Below are 21,556 nucleotides of genomic sequence, written 5' to 3'. Positions count from 1 at the left end.
GTTAGTATAACGCTGAAATGTCAAATGCCAATCGGTGGGACAATTATCCATGCAAATATTTTCCATATTGGCGGAAGGGCAGTGGATAAGGCACTTTCAGCAATAAATATTCTAGATGTCATTTACTTTCAATGCATAGATATTGATTTTTCACCAGTGTGTACAAAATTTATGATGTGACATAGATCACAGATGTAATTCTGTCATAGATAATGGAATCAAAAGCCGTTATACAGGTATGTGAGACACAATGCATATGTGTTACATTTATGTGATTGCTTTGCCATTCAGGCTTTCAAAACGTTTAATCTGCGGTTAATACGAATAGGGATTGAGCGTGAGATGGAAATGATTGTGAAAGTTTACTACGCATGATCCCGATCAATTTTATCGTTTGCTGAAAATCTATAATCAATTTTGAAAGTTATTTACTAAATGCCTGCCAAAGATCACTAAGGGAAGCGTGATGCTTAGGCTTTTCACCTGATAAGCATGTGGTTACTAAATAATTTTCAACTTTAGGTATGTAGGAGACAACTATGCCTGTAACTAACGTAGCCGAACTTAACGCAATGGTTGAGCGTGTTAAAAGAGCGCAGAAAGAGTTCGCCACTTTCTCCCAGGAGCAAGTTGACAAAATCTTCCGTGCTGCATCACTGGCTGCTAACAACGCCCGTATTCCCTTGGCCCAACAAGCCGTTGAAGAATCTGGCATGGGTATTGTCGAAGACAAGGTCATCAAAAACCACTTTGCTTCCGAATTTATCTACAACAAATACAAAGACGAAAAGACCTGCGGTATTCTGGAAGAAAACGAAGAGTTTGGTACGTTCACTATCGCAGAGCCTGTAGGTATCATTTGCGGTATCGTTCCAACGACCAACCCGACTTCAACCGCTATTTTCAAATCTCTTATCTCTCTCAAAACACGCAACGGCATTATTTTTTCTCCACACCCACGTGCGAAAAACTCTACCAACGCTGCAGCGAAGCTGGTTCTGGACGCGGCAGTTGCAGCGGGTGCACCTAAAGACATCATTGGTTGGATTGACGAGCCTTCTGTAGAACTCTCTAACGCATTGATGAAGCATGATGACATCAACCTGATCCTGGCAACAGGTGGTCCAGGTATGGTGAAAGCCGCTTACTCTTCAGGTAAACCAGCAATTGGTGTTGGTGCGGGTAACGTTCCTGTTGTTATTGATGAAACGGCTGACATCAAACGTGCGGTAGCGTCTATCTTGATGTCAAAAACCTTCGACAACGGCGTAGTATGTGCGTCTGAGCAGGCGGCGATTGTCGTTGACGCGGTATACGATGAAGTGAAAGCGCGTTTTGCGTCTCACAAAGGTTTTGTTCTGAGTAAAGAAGAGGCGGAAAAGGTACGTAAAGTCCTGCTGATTGATGGCGCACTGAACGCGAACATTGTAGGTCAGCCAGCCGTGAAGATTGCCGAAATGGCAGGTGTGAGTGTCCCAACTGATACCAAAGTGTTGATCGGTGAAGGTCTGGGCAAAGTGTCTGTTGACGACGCATTCGCACACGAGAAACTGTCTCCAACTCTGGGTCTGTTCCGTGCAACTGACTTCGAAGATGCCGTTGCCCAAGCGGTAACGATGGTTGAAATCGGCGGTATCGGCCACACCTCTGGCCTGTACACCAACCAGGACATCAACCAGGAGCGTATCAAGTACTTTGGTGACAAGCTGAAAACCGCGCGTATTCTTGTAAACATCCCAACCACGCATGGTGGTATCGGTGACCTGTACAACTTCAACGTTGCACCATCACTGACACTGGGTTGTGGTTCTTGGGGGGGGAACTCTATCTCTGAAAACGTGGGTCCTAAGCACCTTATCAACAAGAAAACTGTCGCGAAGCGAGCTGAAAACATGCTGTGGCATAAACTACCGAAATCTATCTACTTCCGTCGTGGCAGCCTGCCAATCGCACTGGGGGATCTGGAAGGCAAGAAGCGCGCATTTGTGGTCACTGACCGCTTCCTGTTCAACAACGGTTACTCTGACGAAGTGGTTGCCCTGCTGAAAGCACAAGGCATGGAAGTTCAGACTTTCTTCGAAGTTGAAGCTGATCCAACGCTGACTGTTGTTGAGAAAGGCGCAGAAGCAATGAAGAGCTTCCAGCCAGATGTCATCATTGCCCTGGGCGGTGGTTCACCCATGGACGCAGCGAAAATTATGTGGGTAATGTATGAGCACCCAGAAACGCACTTCGAAGAACTGGCAATGCGCTTTATGGACATTCGTAAACGTATTTACAAGTTCCCTAAAATGGGCAAGAAAGCGGAACTGGTGTGTATCACTACCACTTCAGGTACTGGTTCAGAAGTGACACCATTCGCCGTTGTCACTGACGACAAGACTGGCGCGAAATACCCACTGGCTGATTACGAACTGACACCACATATGGCCATCGTCGATGCGAACCTGGTTATGAACATGCCTAAGTCGCTGACTGCATTTGGTGGTTATGACGCAGTGACTCACGCATTGGAAGCATACGTTTCTGTTCTGGCGAACGAATACTCTGACGGCCAGGCTCTGCAAGCGCTGAAGATGCTGAAAGAATACCTGCCATCAAGCTACACGAATGGTGCAAAAGACCCCATCGCTCGCGAGAAAGTGCACAACGCAGCAACCATCGCGGGTATCGCGTTTGCGAACGCCTTCCTGGGTGTATGTCACTCAATGGCACACAAAATCGGCGCTGAGTTCCACCTGCCACACGGTCTGGCGAACGCACTGCTGATTGCTAACGTTGTCCGTTACAACGCAAACGACAACCCAACCAAGCAAACGGCATTCTCTCAGTACGACCGTCCACAAGCACGCCGTCGTTACGCAGAAGTGGCTGACCATCTTGGCCTAAGCCATGAAGGTGACCGTACTGCTCAGAAAATTGAGCGTCTGCTTGCATGGCTGGACGAACTGAAAGCGAGTTTGGATATCCCAATGTCTATCCAGGAAGCGGGTGTGAAGGAGGCTGACTTCCTGGCGAAAGTGGATGAGCTGGCTGTTGAAGCGTTCGATGATCAGTGTACCGGTGCGAACCCACGTTATCCGTTGATCTCTGAGTTGAAAGAAGTGCTTCTTGCTTCTTACTACGGTAAAGCTTTCGTTGAAGGTGAAACGTTCGAAGGCACGACTGTCATTAAGAAGAAAGCCGATCAGGAAGCGGCAGCAGCTAAACCCGCAGCGAAAGCACATGTGAAAAAAGAAGCCACTAAAGCATAGCGTTTGATTCAATATGAAAGAAGAAGCCCGCGTCAGCGGGCTTTTCTATTGGCAGTGGTTAACCCTTTGAAGTGGTAGCTCCCTGACGGTGAAAGGTCACCGGTCTGGGGTTTTGTCACTCCTCATTCGAAGGGCCTAGAAGCGGCTACAGCAAAGTTCACCGGCCGTTTAACTTGCAGCTTCCAAGATACGGCCAGTGAAACTGTCATTCTCTACAATGTAGGCAGCACCATCAATCATGTCATAGTTCACGACAGGAAGATAATGTACGTTCCCATCAGCACTGTGACGAAGTCTCGGTAATACGCCAGCTACACGAATATTTGCGTGCTGTAACTCCTGAGCCCAGCTTTGGGTGAGTCCTTTAATGACGGCATTGGAACTGTCGATGGTGGGTAAGTTACCTTTATTACTTAAAACACCGGGGATGTTTACAATCACGCCTTTCCGGCCTTTGTCCAGCATATTGAATGCGGCTCCTCGCCCAAAGAGGTAAAGGTTAGAGGCAACATCAGCGATCGTATCTTTCACTACACCATTCGCAGCCTCCTGGCTAGCCAGAAGGCTAGGAAGGCCACCAGCTTGCCAGTAGTTGATAAGTACATCCACAGCCCCCATTTCCCGGTTCACTTCCTCAAACAGGTAGGAAATGTTTTCCACACTGCGGTTAGCAAGAAAGAATGAGAAGCACGTCCCCCCCGCATTCAGGCAAGATTCATACGTCGTCTGAAGCTTGTGGCTATCAATATCTACGAGAGCTACACGGGCATTTAGCCTACAAAAATGTTCAGCCAAGGCGCGACCTGTTGGAGTCCCTGCTGCTGTAATCACAATGACGGATTTGGCAATATCCATTGTCTGACCTTTCTATTCTGATTCGACTCTTTTCATTGTTATACGACGATAACTAACAACTTATGCCCAGCTTTTTAAGAGGTGGATAACAATCTTGGACCATGAAAGACAAAAGTGGTGTGAATTTGTTCAAAAAAGGTTGTGCAAGCTGTGTGCAAAATGATTTTTTTAGTAAGTGATCACAGTTTGATTTTTTGGGGTGGAAGAAGTTGAACCAATATGATGTCTATGGTAATAGAGTTAAAGATTTATTTAAAAACAATAGGTTAAGCATATGCAAGCAGTTCATTGTAGCGTTTCGCTGTAACTAATTGATTATATAGATTTACCGGATCTAATGCGGTAGTTTTATCATTTTCGCTATCTAATTGTCTGCGCTGATGTCCGGACAAATTATGATATATATCTTCGCCCAAATTGTGTGTTCCTGAGGCGGGAAAATGTAACGCGGAAGGGGTGACACAATAATTCAGCCGTGCACTTGCCAGTCCCCCTTTGTGAAAAGCATGTGCTTGGGAACCGCAAAGCTCGTAGTCTTTTTCTTCAGCAATCAGTCGCATAGGCTCAGGTAAGTTGAACGCGTTACGAAGGTGCGCTTCTGTCAATTTTTCTGGATGCGTTGGATCGTGTGGCGTCGTTTCCGTGACATCGCCAGAAAGCAGGGCCAACATTAACGCAAAATCCGAACGACGCCCCTGGCACACAGCATGGTTTAGGTTTCCACCTAGCTGTATATCTGAAATGAGTTGGGCTTTGTCGAGCGTGTGAACCTGCATATGAACCTGACAATCTCTTTTGACCCTCTTTGTATCGGAAACGGGATGGAATACTTTAATAAAAAGAGAGAATTGTTTTCTTGGCTGAAGGTGTTGAGATTGTCAGTGACAAAGCCGGAAAAACCCGCCAGTCAGCGGCGGGTTGCGATTGATCTGTTTTACATTCAGGCGTTCAATGCCTGCTCTAGGTCGGCAATGATGTCGTCTATATGTTCAATGCCCACAGAAAGACGGATCATTTCCGGAGACACGCCTGCTTGCGCTTGCTCTTCCACACTCAATTGGCGGTGTGTGGTTGATGCTGGGTGACAGGCTAGTGACTTCGCATCACCAATGTTGACCAAACGTTTGAACAGAGTTAGCGCATCATAGAAACGTACGCCTGCGTTATAGCCCTCTTTCAGCCCAAACGAGAGGATAGCAGAAGGCTTGCCGCCCATGTATTTTTGCGCCAGTTCATAGTGCTCAGATTCAGGTAGACCGGCATAGCTCACCCAGCTTACTTTTTCATGCCTTTTCAGGTATGCCGCTACCTTCATCGCGTTTTCGACGTGACGCTCCATGCGGAGTGGAAGGGTTTCCAGACCTTGCATCAAAAGGAATGCGTTCATTGGTGAGAGGGCTGCGCCAGTATTGCGTAGTGGCACCGTGCGTGCACGTCCGATAAAAGCGGCTTCCCCGAATGCTTCTGTGTATACCACACCATGGTAAGAAGGCTCTGGCTTGTTGAAGACGGGGAAGCGTGCTTTGTGCTGTGCCCAAGGGAATTTGCCGGAATCGACAATGACACCTCCGAGCGTGGTGCCATGACCACCGATGTATTTTGTCAGTGAGTGAACCACAATATCTGCACCGTGTTCAATGGGTTTGCAAAGCACTGGCGTTGCCACAGTGTTATCAACGATAACCGGCACGCCTTTGGCGTGGGCCAGCTCTGCGACATGTCCAAGGTCGACAATGTTCCCTGCGGGGTTGCCGATACTTTCGCAGTAGACCGCTTTGGTGTTGTCATCAATGAGCTCAGCCAAGGATTCAGGATTGTCATCTTTTGCGAATTTCACGTTGATGCCTTGCTTTGGCAGCATATGGGCGAACAGGGTGTAAGTGCCACCATAGAGCTGTGGCGTGGAAACGATGTTGTCACCCGCTTCAGCCAGTGTCAGGATCGCGTAGTTGATGGCAGCGCTACCTGCGCTCACCACCAATGCAGCGAGGCCGCCTTCAAGGGCTGCCATGCGTTGTTCCAGGACATCATTGGTTGGGTTCATGATGCGGGTGTAAATATTGCCCGGGACTTCCAAGTTAAACAGATCAGCACCATGCTGGGCACTGTCAAATTCATAAGCCACCGTTTGGTAAATAGGGGTGGCGACCGATTTAGTTGTAGGATCGGTTTCATAGCCAGCGTGGATAGAGAGCGTTTCGTCTTTCATACTGCGTCCTTGTAAATGATTGGGTCAAAAGCACTCACTATGGCATAAACCTAAGATCAGGGGGTTGTCTCCCTTCAAGATTTTTAAATATCGCGTAACCGTATATGGGCTTGCTGCATATGTGTGCGGTAAATGATGGCCAGAAAAGCACAGAGAGTGGCTGGGCCTGCAAAGGCATAGGCACCCAAAACAGGAAACACGACAGCACTGACTACACCGCCAAGTACAAAGCCGATAGCGATGATCCAAAACAGTACCAGCTTACGCTGGTTGAGGGGGTGACCGCGCAACCGTGCGCCGAACATCAATCCAAGATCGGTAATGATCCCAGTGATATGGGTGGTTCGTACAATCGCGCCACTGTAACTGGTCACCAGCCCATTTTGGATACCACAGGCTGCAGCGGCGAAATAGAGGCCATAGAATGACGTTTGGCTCATCGGATAAATAGCCCCGAATAGCAGGGTGGCTTCAACCAATAACAGAAAATCATACCTGCGCCCCAGCGATAAGGTACCGTCTTTCAGTATAAAACCGGAAAGCAAAGCGCCACCAAAAAAACTCGCCAAGATACCCAGCAGATGAATGAGCTTAACGGGGTGGTTATTAATGATGTCGGTGCCAATGAGAGTCACTGTTCCTGAAAGGTGCGAAATCGCCTGTTGCTCAAATCCGAGCAACCCGATGCCGTTAACAAAACCTGCGTTAAGGGCCAGGATAAATGCCCCATACTCAACCCATTTGGGTAGTTTGGATATCACGATGAAACCTTTATTGAAGTGAATGTACTGTTTGGGGCAGCGTGCCCGGAGAAAAGCATGATTTTACCGCATTCCGGGTCAGTACATACGGTATAGATCAAACACTCACGTATATTTTTAAGAGAGTTTTCCCTGTAACCTGCATCTTCAGGTCGCTTGGGCATAAGGTTTTAATTCAACGGGGTAATTGTTACGTCACCGTGAAGCTTGCATTGGCATGCAAGTCGGCGTTTGTCACCATCCATATTAAGATCATCCAGGAGGTCCTGTTCTTCTTCTGTTCTGGGACTAAGGTTACTCATCCCCACCTCAACGTCGATGGCACAGGTACCACAGGCTGCAGAACGACAGCCAAAAGGCACTTCGCTTCTTCCGGAGTCTTCCAGATCAACCAATGAACTTCCGCTGGGAAGCGTTACGCTGTTCCCAGATTGACTGAATGTGACAGTAGGCATGTGATATCTCCCTGAAGGCCATATTTTTGTTTTTAAATAAAAGCGTAGATTCAACAGCCGGATAATTCGAATTTTCTGACAAAGAGAATAGGGGATGCGAATGTTTTATTTAAAAGACATGATGGAACGTAATTAAAAGTTCACATTTCATTAAACTTAGTGTCACACCCAACCCCTAGCTTTGTCCTCAGTTTTTGAATCAACATCGAAAAACAGTCAGTGGAAATACTGACCAACTCAAAAAACTATCGACTTGGAGGTTGATGTGAAACTTAAGGCCTTGATTGCGGTATCGACAGTGTGTCTGTCTGCATTTACAGCTAACCACGCAGCAGCTGCTAACCGTGATTACATTAGCATTGTGGGTTCTTCAACAGTGTATCCGTTTGCTACCGTTGTCGCGGAACGTTTCGGTCGCACGTCAGAATTCTCAGTACCCAAAATCGAATCCACCGGCTCGGGCGGCGGTCTGAAACTTTTCTGTGCAGGCGTTGGCGAGAACACACCTGACATTACTAACGCATCACGTAAAATCAAAAGCTCTGAAGTGGCGTTGTGTGCGAAAAATGGTGTGAAAGACATCACTGAAATTAAAATCGGTTACGATGGCATCGCTTTCGCAAACTCCAAAAAATCCCAGCAGTTAGACCTTACCCTGAAAGACCTTTTTACTGCATTGGCAAAAGTCGTTCCTGACGCAAACGGTAACCTCATAGAAAATCCGAACAACACCTGGAAAGACGTTAATCCATCCCTTCCGGCAATCAAAATTGAAGTGCTTGGCCCGCCTCCAACGTCCGGGACCCGCGATGCATTTGTTGAACTGGCAATGGAAGGCGGCTGTAAGCAATATCCCGAGCTAAAAGCCATGAAAAAGCAAGATTCGAAGAAGTACAAAGCGGTTTGCCATGGTATTCGTGAAGATGGCGCATTCATTGAAGCTGGTGAGAACGACAATCTAATCGTGCAGAAACTGGATGCGAACCCAAATGCATTTGGCATCTTCGGTTACAGCTTCCTTGAGCAAAATGCTGACAAGGTTCAGGGGGCGAAAATTGGCGGAGTGGTACCCACGTTTGATGCCATCGGTGATGGTTCATATCCGATATCCCGCTCACTGTATTTCTACGTGAAGAAAGCACATGCAAACGTGATCCCTGGTCTTCAGGCATATGTCAGCGCTTTCACGTCTGAAGATGCCATCGGTGAAGAAGGTTATTTGACGGATCGTGGCCTGATCCCGCTGTCTGCACGCGATTGGAAACTGGTTCGCAATGACGCAGTTGACCTGAAACCGAATCTATAAAATCGTGCACTCTGAGGTGGCGTACTGACGAGGGTACACCACCTTGCCCAAATCGGATTGAAACACGGTTTGAGTAAAAAGGAATTAAGGAATAGGGATGCAGACGTCGACATTGATGGTAATTGTTGCGTTGTTAGCGATTAGTGCTTTTGTGCTCGCTAAAAAACGTTCCCGGGAAGTGGCAGCCATTGAAGGTGGGTTGGATAAACTTCACTCCCGCCCCGCTTATTACGGTGCTTTTGCCGCGATCCTGGCGGCAGTGCCAGCAGTGATTCTTCTACTCTTATGGCAAGCCTTTGAACCTAGCACGGTTTATTCTCTGGTGATGGCTCAGATCCCATCTTCAACGCTTCAGATGCACGAGAATACGACACTGCTGTATAGCCAAATTGTCCATATTGCTAATGGCGTATTGAAAACTGAAGATCCTGTATTACAGGCGGCGTCCGAGTACTACCAACACCTGCAAAATATCGGATTAACACTCAGATGGGTGGTGGTTTTCACCGTGTCACTGGTGGGGTTAGCGACAGGGTGGCGAATGGTGTGTCCAACGCTGAAAGCGCGCCATTATGTGGAAAAATGCCTGCAAATATTTCTGATGTTTTGCTCAATGTTGGCAATCCTGACCACGGCAGGTATCGTCCTGTCAGTGTTGTTTGAAGCAGTACGTTTCTTTCAGATCATTCCAATATCTGACTTCCTGTTTGGTACAGAATGGTCGCCGCAGATTGCATTGCGTGCAGATCAGCAGGGGGCGAGTGGTGCATTTGGCGCGATTCCCCTGTTTACCGGCACACTGATGATTTCCTTTATTGCCATGTGTATTGCTGCTCCCATCGGTTTGATGAGCGCGATCTATCTGGCGGAATATGCGTCTCCCCGAGTTCGCAATATAGTGAAACCGGTGCTGGAGATCTTGGCCGGTATTCCCACTGTGGTTTATGGCTTCTTTGCAGCCCTGACCGCTGCGCCATTTATTCGCGATCTTGCTCAGGCGATTGGATTGAGTCATACCTCGTCAGAAAGCGCCTTGGCGGCTGGGGCGGTGATGGGCGTGATGATCATCCCTTTTGTTTCCTCCTTGTCAGATGACGTGATCACGGCTGTGCCCCAATCCTTGCGAGATGGCTCTCTGGGGCTGGGGGCAACACATTCTGAAACCATTCGTAAGGTCATATTGCCCGCTGCATTACCCGGTATTGTGGGGGGCTTGCTGCTCGCCGTTTCCCGCGCGATTGGTGAAACCATGATCGTGGTGATGGCGGCGGGTTTGTCTGCAAACCTGACAGCCAATCCATTGGATTCAGTCACAACAGTCACCGTGCAAATCGTCACTTTGCTGGTCGGCGATCAGGAATTTGACAGCCCGAAAACACTCGCGGCTTTTGCCCTTGGCTTGACCCTGTTTGTGGTGACATTAGCCCTTAACTTTGTCGCCCTTCGAATCGTGAAGAAATATCGGGAGCAGTATGACTGATCAATTATTAAAACTGGCAGAGACAAAACGCGAACGGGTCAAAGCGGGTGTCGCCCGTCGGCGGGCCAGGGAAACACGTTTTCGCTTCTACGGTATTGCGTCAATTTCGATGGCATTCGCGTTTCTGATAGTGATGATGACAACCATTTTTTCTGAAGGTTATACCGCGTTTCTCACCACGGAAATTAAGCTTCAGGTCGATCTTTCGCCAGAAATGCTCGGGATTGATGGTGATGAAACCGATCCGAAAGTGCTGATGGGAGCAAGCTATCGCAAAGTGCTTCGGCAGGCACTGCGTGACGAAATTGCTGTTGATGGACGCAATCAGCGCCGTGCGCTTTATCGCTTTATCTCGAACGGTGCAGAATATGAGCTGCGTAATAAGGTCGTGAGTGACCCCTCCTTAATCGGTCAAACTATCACGTATTGGGCGCAGGCCGGTGACAACCTAAACCAATACAACAAAGGCAACATCAAGACGGACGCACCGGAAGATGACCGGCAGTTCAAAAACCTTCAGATTGAATGGTATGGCGAACTGAAAAAAGAGGGCCGTGTACGTACTGTCTTCAACACAAAGTTTTTTACCCACGGTGACAGCCGGGATCCAGAACTTGCCGGGATCTGGGGGGCAACTGTCGGCTCATTCTACACCTTGCTGGTGACCTTGGTACTCAGCTTCCCCATTGGGGTTGCCGCTGCGATTTATCTGGAAGAGTTTGCACCGCGTAACCGTGCAACAGAACTGATTGAAATCAATATCAACAATCTTGCTGCCGTGCCTTCTATCGTGTTTGGCCTTCTGGGGCTTGCTGTGTTCCTGAATGTGGCCGATTTGCCCCGATCAGCACCTCTCGTTGGCGGTTTGGTGCTGACCTTGATGACATTGCCAACAATCATCATTTCTAGCCGTGCTGCGATTAAAGCCGTACCACCTTCAGTGCGAGATGCTGCTTTGGGGGTGGGTGCATCAAAAATGCAGATGGTGCTTCACCATGTATTGCCATTGGCGATGCCAGGCATGCTGACCGGCACCATTATTGGTATGGCTCAGGCGCTGGGTGAGACTGCTCCGCTTCTGATGATTGGCATGGTCGCATTCATTGTCGATGTGCCATCTGGGCCTCTGGATGCGGCGACCGCACTGCCAGTGCAAATTTATCTCTGGGCGGAAAACCCGGAAAAAGGTTTTGCTGAGAATACCTCGGGCGCAATCATGGTATTGCTGGCGTTCCTGGCACTCATGAATGCATGTGCCGTTATCATGCGTAAGCGCCTTGAGCGCAGATGGTAGGAGTATGGATATGACAACCGTAACACCCCACACAGGTGAAATGACCCCCATCCGTCACCAAGTGGCTGCGGAAAAAACAGCCGCACCGAAAGAGACCTGTGGTCTGCCATTTGTTGACGACCCACGAATGACAGCGCGTGATGTCAGCGTGAGCTACGAAGGCGGTGCTAAATTAGCCATTCGTAACATCAATCTTGATATTGGAGAGAAACAGGTTTTAGCGATGATTGGCCCGTCAGGTTGTGGTAAATCCACGTTCCTGCGTAGCCTGAATCGGATGAATGACACCGTGCCTGGCTGTGAGGTGAACGGTGAGATCCTGCTGGACGGTCACAATATCTATGCCAAAAATCAAGAAATCGTCGAGCTTCGTTCCCAGGTCGGTATGGTATTCCAACGTCCCAACCCGTTCCCGAAATCAATTTATGATAACGTCGCTTACGGCCCCCGTATTCACGGCTTGGTAGACAGTAAAGATGATCTGGATGGCGTGACTGAACAGTCTCTGCGTCGTGCCGGTTTGTGGGACGAAGTGGCAGATCGTCTCGATCAACCCGCAACGGGTCTTTCTGGCGGTCAGCAGCAGCGTTTATGTATCGCCCGTACCATTGCGATTGCGCCGGAAGTGATCCTGATGGATGAACCTTGTTCGGCGCTCGACCCTATCGCAACCGGCATCATTGAAGCGCTGATTGACGAACTGAAAGAAAACTTCAGTATCGTGATGGTGACGCACTCAATGTCTCAGGCGAAACGTGTTTCTGATCGCACGGCGTATTTTCACCTCGGCGATCTGGTGGAAGTTAACGAAACCGCCCGTGTGTTCGAGCAACCGGAGCACAAGCTGACCCGTGATTATATTGGCGGCCGATTTGGCTAATCGGTGATGTCCCACTTTTTTAAAGAGGGCTTTGGTTTTCCTTGTTCGTTTACTCTGTATTTGACGCTGATGTGCGCAACGTGTTTAAACCCTGCTCAAGTAAACATGTTTCCGTAAATTCAGGCTTTACAAGCTCGCGAGGGCTTTGTAATATTTGCCGCACTTACGGAGAGATGGCTGAGTGGTTGAAAGCACCGGTCTTGAAAACCGGCATACGTTAATAGCGTATCTAGGGTTCAAATCCCTATCTCTCCGCCACATTTGAAAGCCCGCTGAACTCAGCGGGCTTTTTCGTATCAGGAATAATACGCTATAGAGATGCAGAATCTAGACCCCAGCGGTTCAGTCGATTGAAGCAAGCACAATATTTGAGTGACGGGTGTTAATTTTCTACATATTTATCCCCAAGCGATCTGAAGAGGCATGGGGATAAAAGGCGAGAATGAGGGTGACTGGCTTGAAGCAGATAATCACCCTCAGTGATTATTTAATGACTATAAGTTAACAATAGGTAGTTGGCTATGCTGGCTATCTTGGTGATGGCTGAAAATAACCTCGTAACCGCATGATAAGTCGAGATGACAATGCGCGCCATATTGTATATTGGTTTTTATCGCAGTTTTTTTAGCATCAAAATGTACTATATCCCATGATGTTGGCATGAGAATAGAGACGATTTTTTCGCATATGAACTTGTATTCTTCATTAATATTTAAGTTTGTTTCTAAGCTTACGTAAGAACTATTTTCTTCAGGAGTAATATGAATAGTTGCATACTTATCTCCTTTGATGGCGTTGACTGAATAGCCATAAGGTGAAAACGTAAAATCATCTAATTCAAAACCAGAAAATAGCGTATCTAAACATAAATGCTTGCGGATTTCTTCTACGGTTTGATTCTCACTCCGCAAGTATTGTGCAACCTCTCCACGAATATGATACATCAAAAGTTCAGACGTATGATCAGCCTCTAACGGTTTGTAGGCCTTGTCATAATGCATCAGATAATGGTGGTGACTATCTAAGTAGCCTAGTCGATATGCTTTAATCGGCAAAAATTCTCGTAACCTTTCTAGGTCTTGCTCAACACTGGTTACCTGTAAATTAGACTTATATTCATTCTTACGCTGGTAACTGAAGAAGTCGATAACACGTTCATTTTGAGACTCAATAAAATATATAATAGATTCAATAAGAGTCGTTGTGCCACATGTCAACATTAAGAATCGATTGTCCCAGACAAAAAGGCTAGATTCACTGAGCAAGTAGGCATCACAAAAATCATTGCTAATTTCAGATATGATTTTTGCATTCGCTTTTTCTACCATTTCAACCCAGAAATCTCGTCCTAAGGAACGTAATGAGGAAATACTGTCGTTGACGATAACTTCAACTTTTTTTTCTGAACCTTCAAAAAACATCACACTAGCCCTGATTTACCATTAACTACTGATTGCTACTTGCATTTGCAATTGCCTGGTTAACAAAGTTAGGAAGCGCAAAGCTCGCAACATGCACTTGTGGGTTATAGTATTTAGTAATGATATTTGATGCGTTATATCGTTCAGATATTGTTTCAATCGATGTATATCGAAGCGCTTTATTCTCAGATCCCCAAGCTAATGCCATTTGACCACCGACATAGGTTGGTACACATGAGGTATAAAAAGTCACGTCAGAAAAATAGGCTGATAGTCTTTGTTGGCTTGTTGTCAGCTCATCAATCTGCATAAATGGAACACCATTTTGCGCAACGAAAACCCCATTTTCTTTCAGGCATCGTTTGCAACCAGCATAAAATGCGGATTCAAATAAAACTTCTCCTGGTCCAACAGGATCAGTACAGTCTGAAATAATAACATCAAAGTGTTCGGTAGTAGTGTTGACATATTCAGCACCATCAGAGATGACAAGATTAACCCTCGGATCTTCGTATGCCCCTGCAGAATGATTAGGGAAATACGTTTTACACATATCTACGACAGTATTATCGATCTCAACCATAGTGATGTTTTCGATATGTTGATGCTTGACAACTTCACGAAGTATACCGCCATCACCACCACCAATAATTAGAACACTTTTGACATTTCCATGGGCAAGAATTGGAGTGTGAGTCAATGTTTCATGGTAGATAAATTCGTCTCTTTCAGTCGTTTGGATAATACCATTAAGCGCCATCACTCGCCCAAAATTTGGATTATCAAAAATCACCAAATGCCATTGTGGTGTTTTTTGTTCAAACAGAATCTCAGTGATATCAAAATATTGACCATAACCGCTGTGAAGTGTTTCGAAGAATCGTTTTTCAATTAACATTATTGTTCCTTTAACAAATAAAGATGAATGGCCTAATTGACGCGAAGATGTCAGTACGTTACGTTAGCGCGATATGCGCATCATACTGTCATCAGGTTCATCTTGTTTGCTCATAGGAATCTTGCGGCAGAAAGAAAAACAGCGTGCAGGCAGCAGGCTAATAAAGTTGCCTAGTGGAGCGATAAGATACGACGAGAAGCACTCGATCAAGCGATTTTTGGTTGAAATTTTAATCATTTTGAACCTGTTTCATATATACCGTACAAACTTGGTTTGCACGGCTTACGCCTTGAGAACCATAAAAACCTTATAAGTTTAGTTTTTGGAGTTGAATTTTTTAGAGCCGCGAATTTAACACCAATGTATCAGTAATAGCAATCCCCTTTGACCTTTTCGTATCTAGACATGCGTGAAGGTGCGTGGCTTGAGTTGGGTGAACTGCACCCATGAATAAAATGAATACATCCTTGCCATACACAGCAGACTTTGAATGCGTTATAGGTATCGACAAAAAGGGAATGTTAGGCCGCTGAGCTATTCGATAAGCACCTTTGCCTGGTAGATAAACGGTGACTGGAGTTGCCATTCTCTGGTTTTAGTTTTTCGGAGTGCTTATAATTTTAGAGACGATTGAGCACCGTTATTTCATTAATATGTCATATATGTGCGAACATTTCATTAGCATGTGGTTTACATAAAATATTATTTCAATCAACAAAATGGAGGGGCAGATGTTGCCAATAGTAAACGTAAGATTAATGCAAGGTTATGCTTCTGAAAGTGTCTGCGATACTACGATTAGTAAAATAAAATCAATGAAAGAAGAAATAGAAAGCGCAGTTAGTAAACATACTATTTGTGATGCTAAAGCACAGGAAATACTGAGGACTATACGAAAAAATAATATTTTATGGTCTGAGTGTAAGGATAAATTGAAAGTGAGGGTGATTAAATCGTTGGATGGATGTTTATCACTTCACCCAAAAGATGAAGATGAAGAAAGATGGTCAGGAAAATATCATGTATATATAACAATTGAAAATGAGGGAGAAGAATTAGCTATTGATCCTTATATCGGAGGGGATGATTCATGTGCAAGTCTAAGTGAAAAGAAATGGATTGAACATAATTGGAGAGGTGAAGAAGGTAAGGATTATATTCTTGAAACTATAGCGCCGAAAGAAGAGTTTTATGATAACAAGGATAACTATGAGCCAGCATTTAGGTTAGAAGATTTTATGTATAATTCATTTGATCCCGATACATATGCTTCTCATGCTTATTACTATCAGTGTGACTAATTGTACAGCTATCTTCTTAATATATATACCCAAGCCCTTTTAAGTTGCTTGGATATATATTTAATAAGTGGATTTTCTGGTGTCTTACTTATAATCTGGTCAGAAGAATAAAAGCCTGTGGAGTGGTAAAACTCAACAGGCTTTTACTATTTAATCATGTATTAGATTAAGATTTGGAAACGTTACCCAGCTTCATCCAGGTATCGACAACCGTATCTGGGTTCAGCGATACCGAACTGATGCCCTGATCCATCAACCATTGTGCCAAGTCTTCATGGTCTGATGGTCCCTGACCACAGATACCCACATATTTTCCGGCTCGGGTAGCAGCATCAATTGCCATTTTCAGCATGGCTTTCACTGCCGGGTTACGCTCATCAAACAGATGGGCGACATCACCAGAGTCGCGGTCCAGGCCAAGAGTCAGCTGGGTCATGTCGTTAGAACCGATTGAGAAGCCATCAAAGTATTTGAGGAAGTCATCGGCAAGCACCGCATTTGAGGGCAGTTCACACATCATGATCACCTTCAGGCCCTGCTCGCCGCGGCGTAGGTTATGTTTCGCCAGCAGGTCGTTCACTTCAGCAGCTTCACCGGTGGTGCGGACAAACGGGATCATGATTTCGACGTTTTTCAGACCCATGTCATTGCGTACACGCTTTATTGCCTGGGTTTCCAGCTCGAAGCAATCTTCAAACACCGGTGAGATGTAACGTGATGCCCCGCGGAAGCCCAGCATCGGGTTTTCTTCATGCGGTTCGAACTCGCTGCCGCCAATCAGGTTGCTGTACTCATTCGATTTGAAATCGGACATGCGCACTATCACCCGCTTAGGCCAGAAGGCCGCAGCAATGGTGGCAACCCCTTCGGTGAGCTTGCTGACGTAGAAATCAACCGGATCTTTGTAGCCGCGAATACGCGTTTTAATGGTTTCCTTCAGTTCCTCGCTCTGTGCATCGAAATTCAGCAGGGCTTTCGGGTGAATACCAATCATTTTGTTGATGATAAATTCCAGTCGCGCAAGGCCAACCCCCTCATTGGGAATTTGGGCAAAATCAAAGGCACGATCCGGGTTGCCGACGTTCATCATCACTTTGGTGGAAAGCACAGGCAGTTTATCAACCGCGGTTTGGTTCACGGCGAAATCCAGCTTACCGTCATACACGTAGCCTGTTTCGCCTTCCGCACAGGAAACCGTCACTTCTGCACCGTCACCCAGTTTGCTGGTGGCGTCGCCACAACCAACAATGGCAGGAATGCCAAGTTCACGGGCAATAATCGCAGCATGGCAGGTGCGGCCCCCCCGGTTGGTGACAATCGCAGAAGCTTTTTTCATCACCGGTTCCCAGTCCGGGTCGGTCATGTCAGTGACCAGGACATCGCCTTCTTGCACCAGTGACATTTCATCCAATGATTTTACGATGCGAACCTTACCACTGCCGATGCGCTGGCCGATGGCACGGCCTTCAACCAGCACACCTGCTTTACTGCTGAGCTCGTAACGCTCAATCACATTGGCCTGTTTTTGCGAGCACACGGTTTCAGGGCGCGCCTGAACGATGTAGAGCTTGCCATCGATACCGTCTTTCGCCCATTCAATGTCCATCGGGCGCTTATAGTGCTTTTCGATGATCATGGCCTGCTTTGCAAGTTCTGCGACTTCGTCGTCGTTCAGTGAGAACTGGTTTTGTTCTTCCGCAGAGGTATCAACGATTTCTACTTGCTTGCCGATGATCTGGCTGTCGGCATAAACCATTTTGATAAGCTTGGAACCAAAGGTGCGTTTCACCACTGCCGGGTGACCTGCTTCCAGCAGCGGTTTGTGAACATAGAATTCGTCTGGGTTGACCGCTCCCTGAACCACCATTTCTCCCAGCCCCCAGGAAGACGTAATAAAGACCACCTGATCAAAGCCTGATTCGGTGTCCAGCGTGAACATCACGCCTGATGAGGCTTTATCTGAACGTACCATGCGCTGGATGCCGGCAGACAGGGAAATACCACGGTGGTCAAAGCCTTGGTGTACACGGTAGGAAATCGCGCGGTCATTAAACAGGGAGGCAAACACGTGCTTGGTGGCTTCCAGCACCGCATCAATACCTTTCACGTTAAGGAAGGTTTCCTGTTGGCCGGCAAAGGAGGCATCGGGCAAATCCTCGGCAGTCGCAGAAGAACGTACCGCCACGGAAATTTCTGGGTTGCCGTCAACCAGCGCTTCGTAATTGTTCCGAATATCTTGCTCAAGATCAGCAGGGAAGGGGGCATCCAGTACCCATTGGCGGATTGTGGCGCCGGCTTTACGCAGGGCTTCAACGTCTTCAATATCCAGTTCGTCGAGCACGTGGTGAATGCGATCATCCAATCCTTCGTAATCGAGAAACTGGTTAAACGCATATGACGTGGTCGCAAACCCATTCGGGACAGAAACGCCTGCATTGGCGAGGTTGGAAACCATTTCGCCCAGTGACGCATTTTTGCCGCCGACCTTATCAACATCGTCCATTGACAGGGTATCGAACCAGAGGGTGTTCTTTTGCATGTCTTTCTCCAGAAACTATGCAGTTTTTTTATGGGGTTTTGTTGGGTAAACCTTCAATCCGGGCTAAAAAACACAATGTGTTTCAAAAGCTGTGCGGACAGTAATAGCTCACCAATTGTTGTTATTGTTATGTTTGTATCCTATAAAACTTTTGCGAGCAGATTAACCGTTTATGTCGATAGAAATTCAAACCCGAGACGTCTTTTATGTCTCGGACGGGACAGCCATCACATGCGAGACACTGGGGCATGTTGTTTTGGGACAGTTTTCTTTTATACCGAATGAGAAAACGTTCCCTTTTATCGAGTCTGAAGACAAGCTCGCGGATTTGGTCAAACAAATCCAGCAATCCCATGACAGAAACGGGGTAAAACCGCTGGTTTTTTTCTCTATGGTCATTCCCGCCTTGCGGGAGCAACTTCTGCAAGCGCCAGCCTTTTTTTATGATGTACTGGAAAGCATCGTCCAGCGTGTGGCGGAAGATACTCAGATTGAGCCCAAGCCAAAGCTTCAGCGTTCGCGCAGTGTCAGCAAAGACTCTGACAACTACTTTGACCGTATTTCGGCCATTGAATACACACTGGCCCACGACGACGGTATCTCCCTCAAAGGCCTCGAACATGCTGACATTATCCTGCTTGGCGTTTCCCGAAGTGGCAAAACCCCAACCAGCCTGTATATGGCAATGCAATTTGGCCTTCGCGTTGTGAACTATCCGTTTATTGCGGAAGACCTGAAAATGCTGCGCCTGTTGCCCGAGTTTGAATTCCAGCGCCATAAGTTGTTTGGTTTAACGATCGAACCCGAGCGCCTCACGCAAATCCGCCAGAACCGGCTGTCTGGCAGCGAATATGCCAGCAGTGAGCAATGTGAACAGGAAATTGCCACCATTGAATCCCTGTTCCGCCGTGAAGCCATTCCTTACATCAACACCAGTTCACTGTCGGTTGAGGAAATCTCAACCCGTATCCTTGAGAAAACCGGATTAAAACGACGTTTGTTTTAATCCGGATGTGTTTGCATGAAACAGTAAAAGAGCGGCATTCAGCCGCTCTTTCTTTTTTACATCATCAATACATCAGTCATCTTCAGGCCGTAAATCGCCACCATGCCAATCACGCCTGCTGCCAGCAGGTAATAGATTGTCGGCAGAACGGTTTTACGCAATGTAGCACCTTCACGGCCCAGCAAACCAACCGTGGCGGATGCAGCAACCACGTTGTGAATCGCTATCATGTTACCGGCAGCGGCGCCAACCGCCTGCAAAGCGATAATGATAACGCTGGAGATGCCCAGAGTTTGCGCTACCTCAAACTGGAACTGGCTGAACATCATGTTAGACACAGTGTTTGAACCGGCGATAAACGCGCCCAATGCACCAATGGCGGCACTCAGCATAGGGAAGGCATCACCAACCAGACCTGAGGCAAAGTTCGCCGTGGTGACGGGCATACTGGCCAGATCCGCGCCGTTGATGCCGGAGTTGATGAATATACGCACCATCGGAATGGTGAACACCAGCACAAAGCCTGCACCAATCAGGGTTTTGGTCGACTCTCCCAATGCTTTCCCAAGAGGTTTGGCACTTCCTGCCTGAATAATCACCGCAATCAGGGCAACAAACACCAGAATACCGCCCGGCAGATACAGAGGCTGGATAGCAGCACTGATCCCGGTTTCACCCAGAATATTACTGAAAGTGACGTTTACGCTGAGCAGCAAGGATTTGAATTCTGCACTGACGCGGCTGGCGACCAGAACAACAGCCAGCAGTACGTAAGGTGCCCATGCCAGTGCCAGGTTCATTGGCTTGCCGGCGTTTTCATTCAGATCCATTTTCAGGGAGCCCAGCCACTCGGCAGGCCACTCATTTTCAGGGCTGAAATCCCATTGGCTTTTCGGTACCAGAAACCCTTTTTTGGCGGCAGTAACCACAATGGCAAGACCAAACAGACCGCCAATCAATGAAGGGAATTCCGGGCCAAGGAACACGCCGGTCAGGGCATAGGGGACTGTAAACGCCAGACCGGCAAAAATGGCGAAAGGCAAGATGTCGAGGCCTTCAGTCCAGCTTTTGTTTTTGCCAAAAAAGCGGGTCAGCATCATTGCCATCAGTACCGGCATCAAAATACCGACAATGGCATGGATAATTGCCACGCTGGAAGTGATTTGCTGTAGGTAAATTTCCCAGGTGGAGCCATTTTCAACCAGTGCCTGTCCGATGTTGTGGGTATCCAGACCCTTGTTCACACCGACAATAATTGGCGTACCGACTGCACCAAACGAGACTGGTGTTGACTGGATCATCATTCCCATCAATACCGCTGCGAGAGCTGGGAAACCGATTGCGACCAGAAGCGGTGCTGCGATAGCTGCCGGTGTGCCGAAACCCGACGCACCTTCAATGAAGGAGCCAAAACACCAGGCGATGATAATGGCCTGTACGCGGCGATCCCCTGAAATGTTGGTAAAGCCGTTACGAATGGTAGTAATGGCGCCAGTATGTTTGAGCGTGTTCAGCAGGAAAATGGCGCCGAACACAATCCAGAGTACGGAAACGGTAATCCCTAACCCCTGGAAGACAGAGGCGAGAACACGGTTGGCAGACATATCCCAAAAGCCAATGGCAATGACAACAGTCAGGCCAAAGGCGACGGGCATGGCTTTTTTGGCAGGCCAGTTCAGGCCAACGAGAAGAATGGCCGCCACCACGATAGGTGAGAAGGCGACCAAGGCCAGTAAGGTATCATTCATTGCTGACTTCCTTGTTGCGAGCCCAACTTCATAATGAAGGCCTCATCTGCATGGTAGGGCGCAGAGAATAAGGGCGAGAGCTCAGTTTAGATTTTTATAGTTGTGACACGGTTGTTGCTTTGGCGTGAATGTACTGCTTTATTTTTAAT

At 47.3% G+C, this 21,556-nt stretch carries 16 protein-coding genes and 1 tRNA gene; 8 read left to right on the top strand and 9 right to left on the bottom strand.

What is annotated here, in order from left to right; all coding sequences use genetic code 11:
- Positions 1–539: 539 nt before the first annotated feature.
- Entirely contained in the window at positions 540–3,254 is a 2,715-nt protein-coding gene (gene adhE / locus VHA_RS15965; protein WP_005506167.1) for a bifunctional acetaldehyde-CoA/alcohol dehydrogenase, read from the top strand.
- Positions 3,255–3,422: 168 nt separating this feature from the next.
- Here the strand turns inward: adhE and VHA_RS15960 are convergent, their stop codons facing one another.
- The 5 genes from VHA_RS15960 to VHA_RS15940 all read right to left on the bottom strand — a co-directional run bounded on the left by VHA_RS15960 (position 3,423) and on the right by VHA_RS15940 (position 7,534).
- Positions 3,423–4,109 (bottom strand): SDR family NAD(P)-dependent oxidoreductase, encoded by a 687-nt coding sequence (locus VHA_RS15960; protein WP_040529122.1) that lies wholly within the window; start codon positions 4,107–4,109, stop codon positions 3,423–3,425.
- Positions 4,110–4,375: 266 nt separating this feature from the next.
- Entirely contained in the window at positions 4,376–4,885 is a 510-nt protein-coding gene (locus VHA_RS15955) for a VC2046/SO_2500 family protein (protein ID WP_040529120.1), read from the bottom strand.
- A gap of 164 nt (positions 4,886–5,049) precedes the next feature.
- A complete protein-coding gene (locus VHA_RS15950; RefSeq protein ID WP_005506165.1) occupies positions 5,050–6,318 on the bottom strand; it encodes an O-acetylhomoserine aminocarboxypropyltransferase/cysteine synthase family protein in 1,269 nt (422 codons plus the stop codon).
- Between the two features lie 83 nt (positions 6,319–6,401).
- Complete coding sequence (locus VHA_RS15945) at positions 6,402–7,079, bottom strand: YoaK family protein (RefSeq protein ID WP_005506164.1); 678 nt, start codon at positions 7,077–7,079, stop codon at positions 6,402–6,404.
- A gap of 170 nt (positions 7,080–7,249) precedes the next feature.
- Entirely contained in the window at positions 7,250–7,534 is a 285-nt protein-coding gene (locus VHA_RS15940; RefSeq protein ID WP_040529119.1) for a 2Fe-2S iron-sulfur cluster-binding protein, read from the bottom strand.
- 265 nt (positions 7,535–7,799) lie between these two features.
- On the opposite strand from VHA_RS15940, the gene VHA_RS15935 reads away from it, so the two are divergent.
- From VHA_RS15935 to VHA_RS15915, 5 genes are all read left to right on the top strand, one after another.
- Positions 7,800–8,840 (top strand): PstS family phosphate ABC transporter substrate-binding protein, encoded by a 1,041-nt coding sequence (locus tag VHA_RS15935; protein WP_005506163.1) that lies wholly within the window; start codon positions 7,800–7,802, stop codon positions 8,838–8,840.
- 97 nt (positions 8,841–8,937) lie between these two features.
- On the top strand, positions 8,938–10,320 hold the full coding sequence (gene pstC / locus VHA_RS15930; RefSeq protein ID WP_005506162.1) for a phosphate ABC transporter permease subunit PstC: 1,383 nt from the start codon (positions 8,938–8,940) through the stop codon (positions 10,318–10,320).
- Positions 10,313–11,614 (top strand): phosphate ABC transporter permease PstA, encoded by a 1,302-nt coding sequence (pstA, locus tag VHA_RS15925; protein ID WP_005506161.1) that lies wholly within the window; start codon positions 10,313–10,315, stop codon positions 11,612–11,614. Before pstC ends, pstA begins: the two co-directional genes overlap by 8 nt.
- A 127-nt stretch (positions 11,615–11,741) precedes the next feature.
- Positions 11,742–12,494 (top strand): phosphate ABC transporter ATP-binding protein PstB, encoded by a 753-nt coding sequence (gene pstB, locus VHA_RS15920; RefSeq protein ID WP_218564430.1) that lies wholly within the window; start codon positions 11,742–11,744, stop codon positions 12,492–12,494.
- 167 nt (positions 12,495–12,661) lie between these two features.
- Positions 12,662–12,752, top strand: a tRNA-Ser gene (locus VHA_RS15915).
- Between the two features lie 236 nt (positions 12,753–12,988).
- Here VHA_RS15915 and VHA_RS15910 read toward each other — a convergent pair.
- Together VHA_RS15910 and speE are read right to left on the bottom strand one after the other, a co-directional pair.
- On the bottom strand, positions 12,989–13,915 hold the full coding sequence (locus VHA_RS15910; protein WP_005506159.1) for an adenosylmethionine decarboxylase: 927 nt from the start codon (positions 13,913–13,915) through the stop codon (positions 12,989–12,991).
- A 25-nt stretch (positions 13,916–13,940) separates the two neighbouring features.
- Positions 13,941–14,813: a polyamine aminopropyltransferase gene (gene speE / locus VHA_RS15905; protein WP_005506158.1), complete on the bottom strand. Its 873-nt coding sequence runs from the start codon at positions 14,811–14,813 to the stop codon at positions 13,941–13,943.
- Between the two features lie 731 nt (positions 14,814–15,544).
- Between speE and VHA_RS15900 the strand changes: the two genes are divergently transcribed.
- Complete coding sequence (locus tag VHA_RS15900) at positions 15,545–16,114, top strand: hypothetical protein (RefSeq protein WP_040529117.1); 570 nt, start codon at positions 15,545–15,547, stop codon at positions 16,112–16,114.
- 166 nt (positions 16,115–16,280) lie between these two features.
- Here the strand turns inward: VHA_RS15900 and ppsA are convergent, their stop codons facing one another.
- Positions 16,281–18,653 (bottom strand): phosphoenolpyruvate synthase, encoded by a 2,373-nt coding sequence (gene ppsA, locus VHA_RS15895; RefSeq protein ID WP_005506157.1) that lies wholly within the window; start codon positions 18,651–18,653, stop codon positions 16,281–16,283.
- A 172-nt stretch (positions 18,654–18,825) separates the two neighbouring features.
- On the opposite strand from ppsA, the gene ppsR reads away from it, so the two are divergent.
- Positions 18,826–19,659, top strand: a complete 834-nt coding sequence (gene ppsR / locus VHA_RS15890) for a posphoenolpyruvate synthetase regulatory kinase/phosphorylase PpsR (RefSeq protein ID WP_040529116.1) — start codon at positions 18,826–18,828, stop codon at positions 19,657–19,659.
- Between the two features lie 56 nt (positions 19,660–19,715).
- Here the strand turns inward: ppsR and VHA_RS15885 are convergent, their stop codons facing one another.
- A complete protein-coding gene (locus VHA_RS15885) occupies positions 19,716–21,407 on the bottom strand; it encodes an L-lactate permease (RefSeq protein ID WP_005506153.1) in 1,692 nt (563 codons plus the stop codon).
- Positions 21,408–21,556: the final 149 nt, after the last annotated feature.

This window comes from Grimontia hollisae CIP 101886 (assembly GCF_000176515.1).
In the GTDB taxonomy this organism is placed as follows: domain Bacteria; phylum Pseudomonadota; class Gammaproteobacteria; order Enterobacterales; family Vibrionaceae; genus Enterovibrio; species Enterovibrio hollisae.
The sequence above is the reverse complement of the archived record's forward strand: the minus strand, read 5'-3'. Positions and strand labels throughout refer to the sequence as shown.

Bases quoted from the DNA above. Each gene is read 5' to 3' on its own strand.
- adhE (WP_005506167.1), top strand. From the start codon at position 540: ATGCCTGTAACTAACGTAGCCGAACTTAACGCAATGGTTGAGCGTGTT.
- VHA_RS15960 (WP_040529122.1), bottom strand. From the start codon at position 4,109: ATGGATATTGCCAAATCCGTCATTGTGATTACAGCAGCAGGGACTCCA.
- VHA_RS15955 (WP_040529120.1), bottom strand. From the start codon at position 4,885: ATGCAGGTTCACACGCTCGACAAAGCCCAACTCATTTCAGATATACAG.
- VHA_RS15950 (WP_005506165.1), bottom strand. From the start codon at position 6,318: ATGAAAGACGAAACGCTCTCTATCCACGCTGGCTATGAAACCGATCCT.
- VHA_RS15940 (WP_040529119.1), bottom strand. From the start codon at position 7,534: ATGCCTACTGTCACATTCAGTCAATCTGGGAACAGCGTAACGCTTCCC.
- pstC (WP_005506162.1), top strand. From the start codon at position 8,938: ATGCAGACGTCGACATTGATGGTAATTGTTGCGTTGTTAGCGATTAGT.
- pstA (WP_005506161.1), top strand. From the start codon at position 10,313: ATGACTGATCAATTATTAAAACTGGCAGAGACAAAACGCGAACGGGTC.
- pstB (WP_218564430.1), top strand. From the start codon at position 11,742: ATGACAGCGCGTGATGTCAGCGTGAGCTACGAAGGCGGTGCTAAATTA.
- VHA_RS15910 (WP_005506159.1), bottom strand. From the start codon at position 13,915: ATGTTTTTTGAAGGTTCAGAAAAAAAAGTTGAAGTTATCGTCAACGAC.
- speE (WP_005506158.1), bottom strand. From the start codon at position 14,813: ATGTTAATTGAAAAACGATTCTTCGAAACACTTCACAGCGGTTATGGT.
- VHA_RS15900 (WP_040529117.1), top strand. From the start codon at position 15,545: ATGTTGCCAATAGTAAACGTAAGATTAATGCAAGGTTATGCTTCTGAA.
- ppsA (WP_005506157.1), bottom strand. From the start codon at position 18,653: ATGCAAAAGAACACCCTCTGGTTCGATACCCTGTCAATGGACGATGTT.
- ppsR (WP_040529116.1), top strand. From the start codon at position 18,826: ATGTCGATAGAAATTCAAACCCGAGACGTCTTTTATGTCTCGGACGGG.
- VHA_RS15885 (WP_005506153.1), bottom strand. From the start codon at position 21,407: ATGAATGATACCTTACTGGCCTTGGTCGCCTTCTCACCTATCGTGGTG.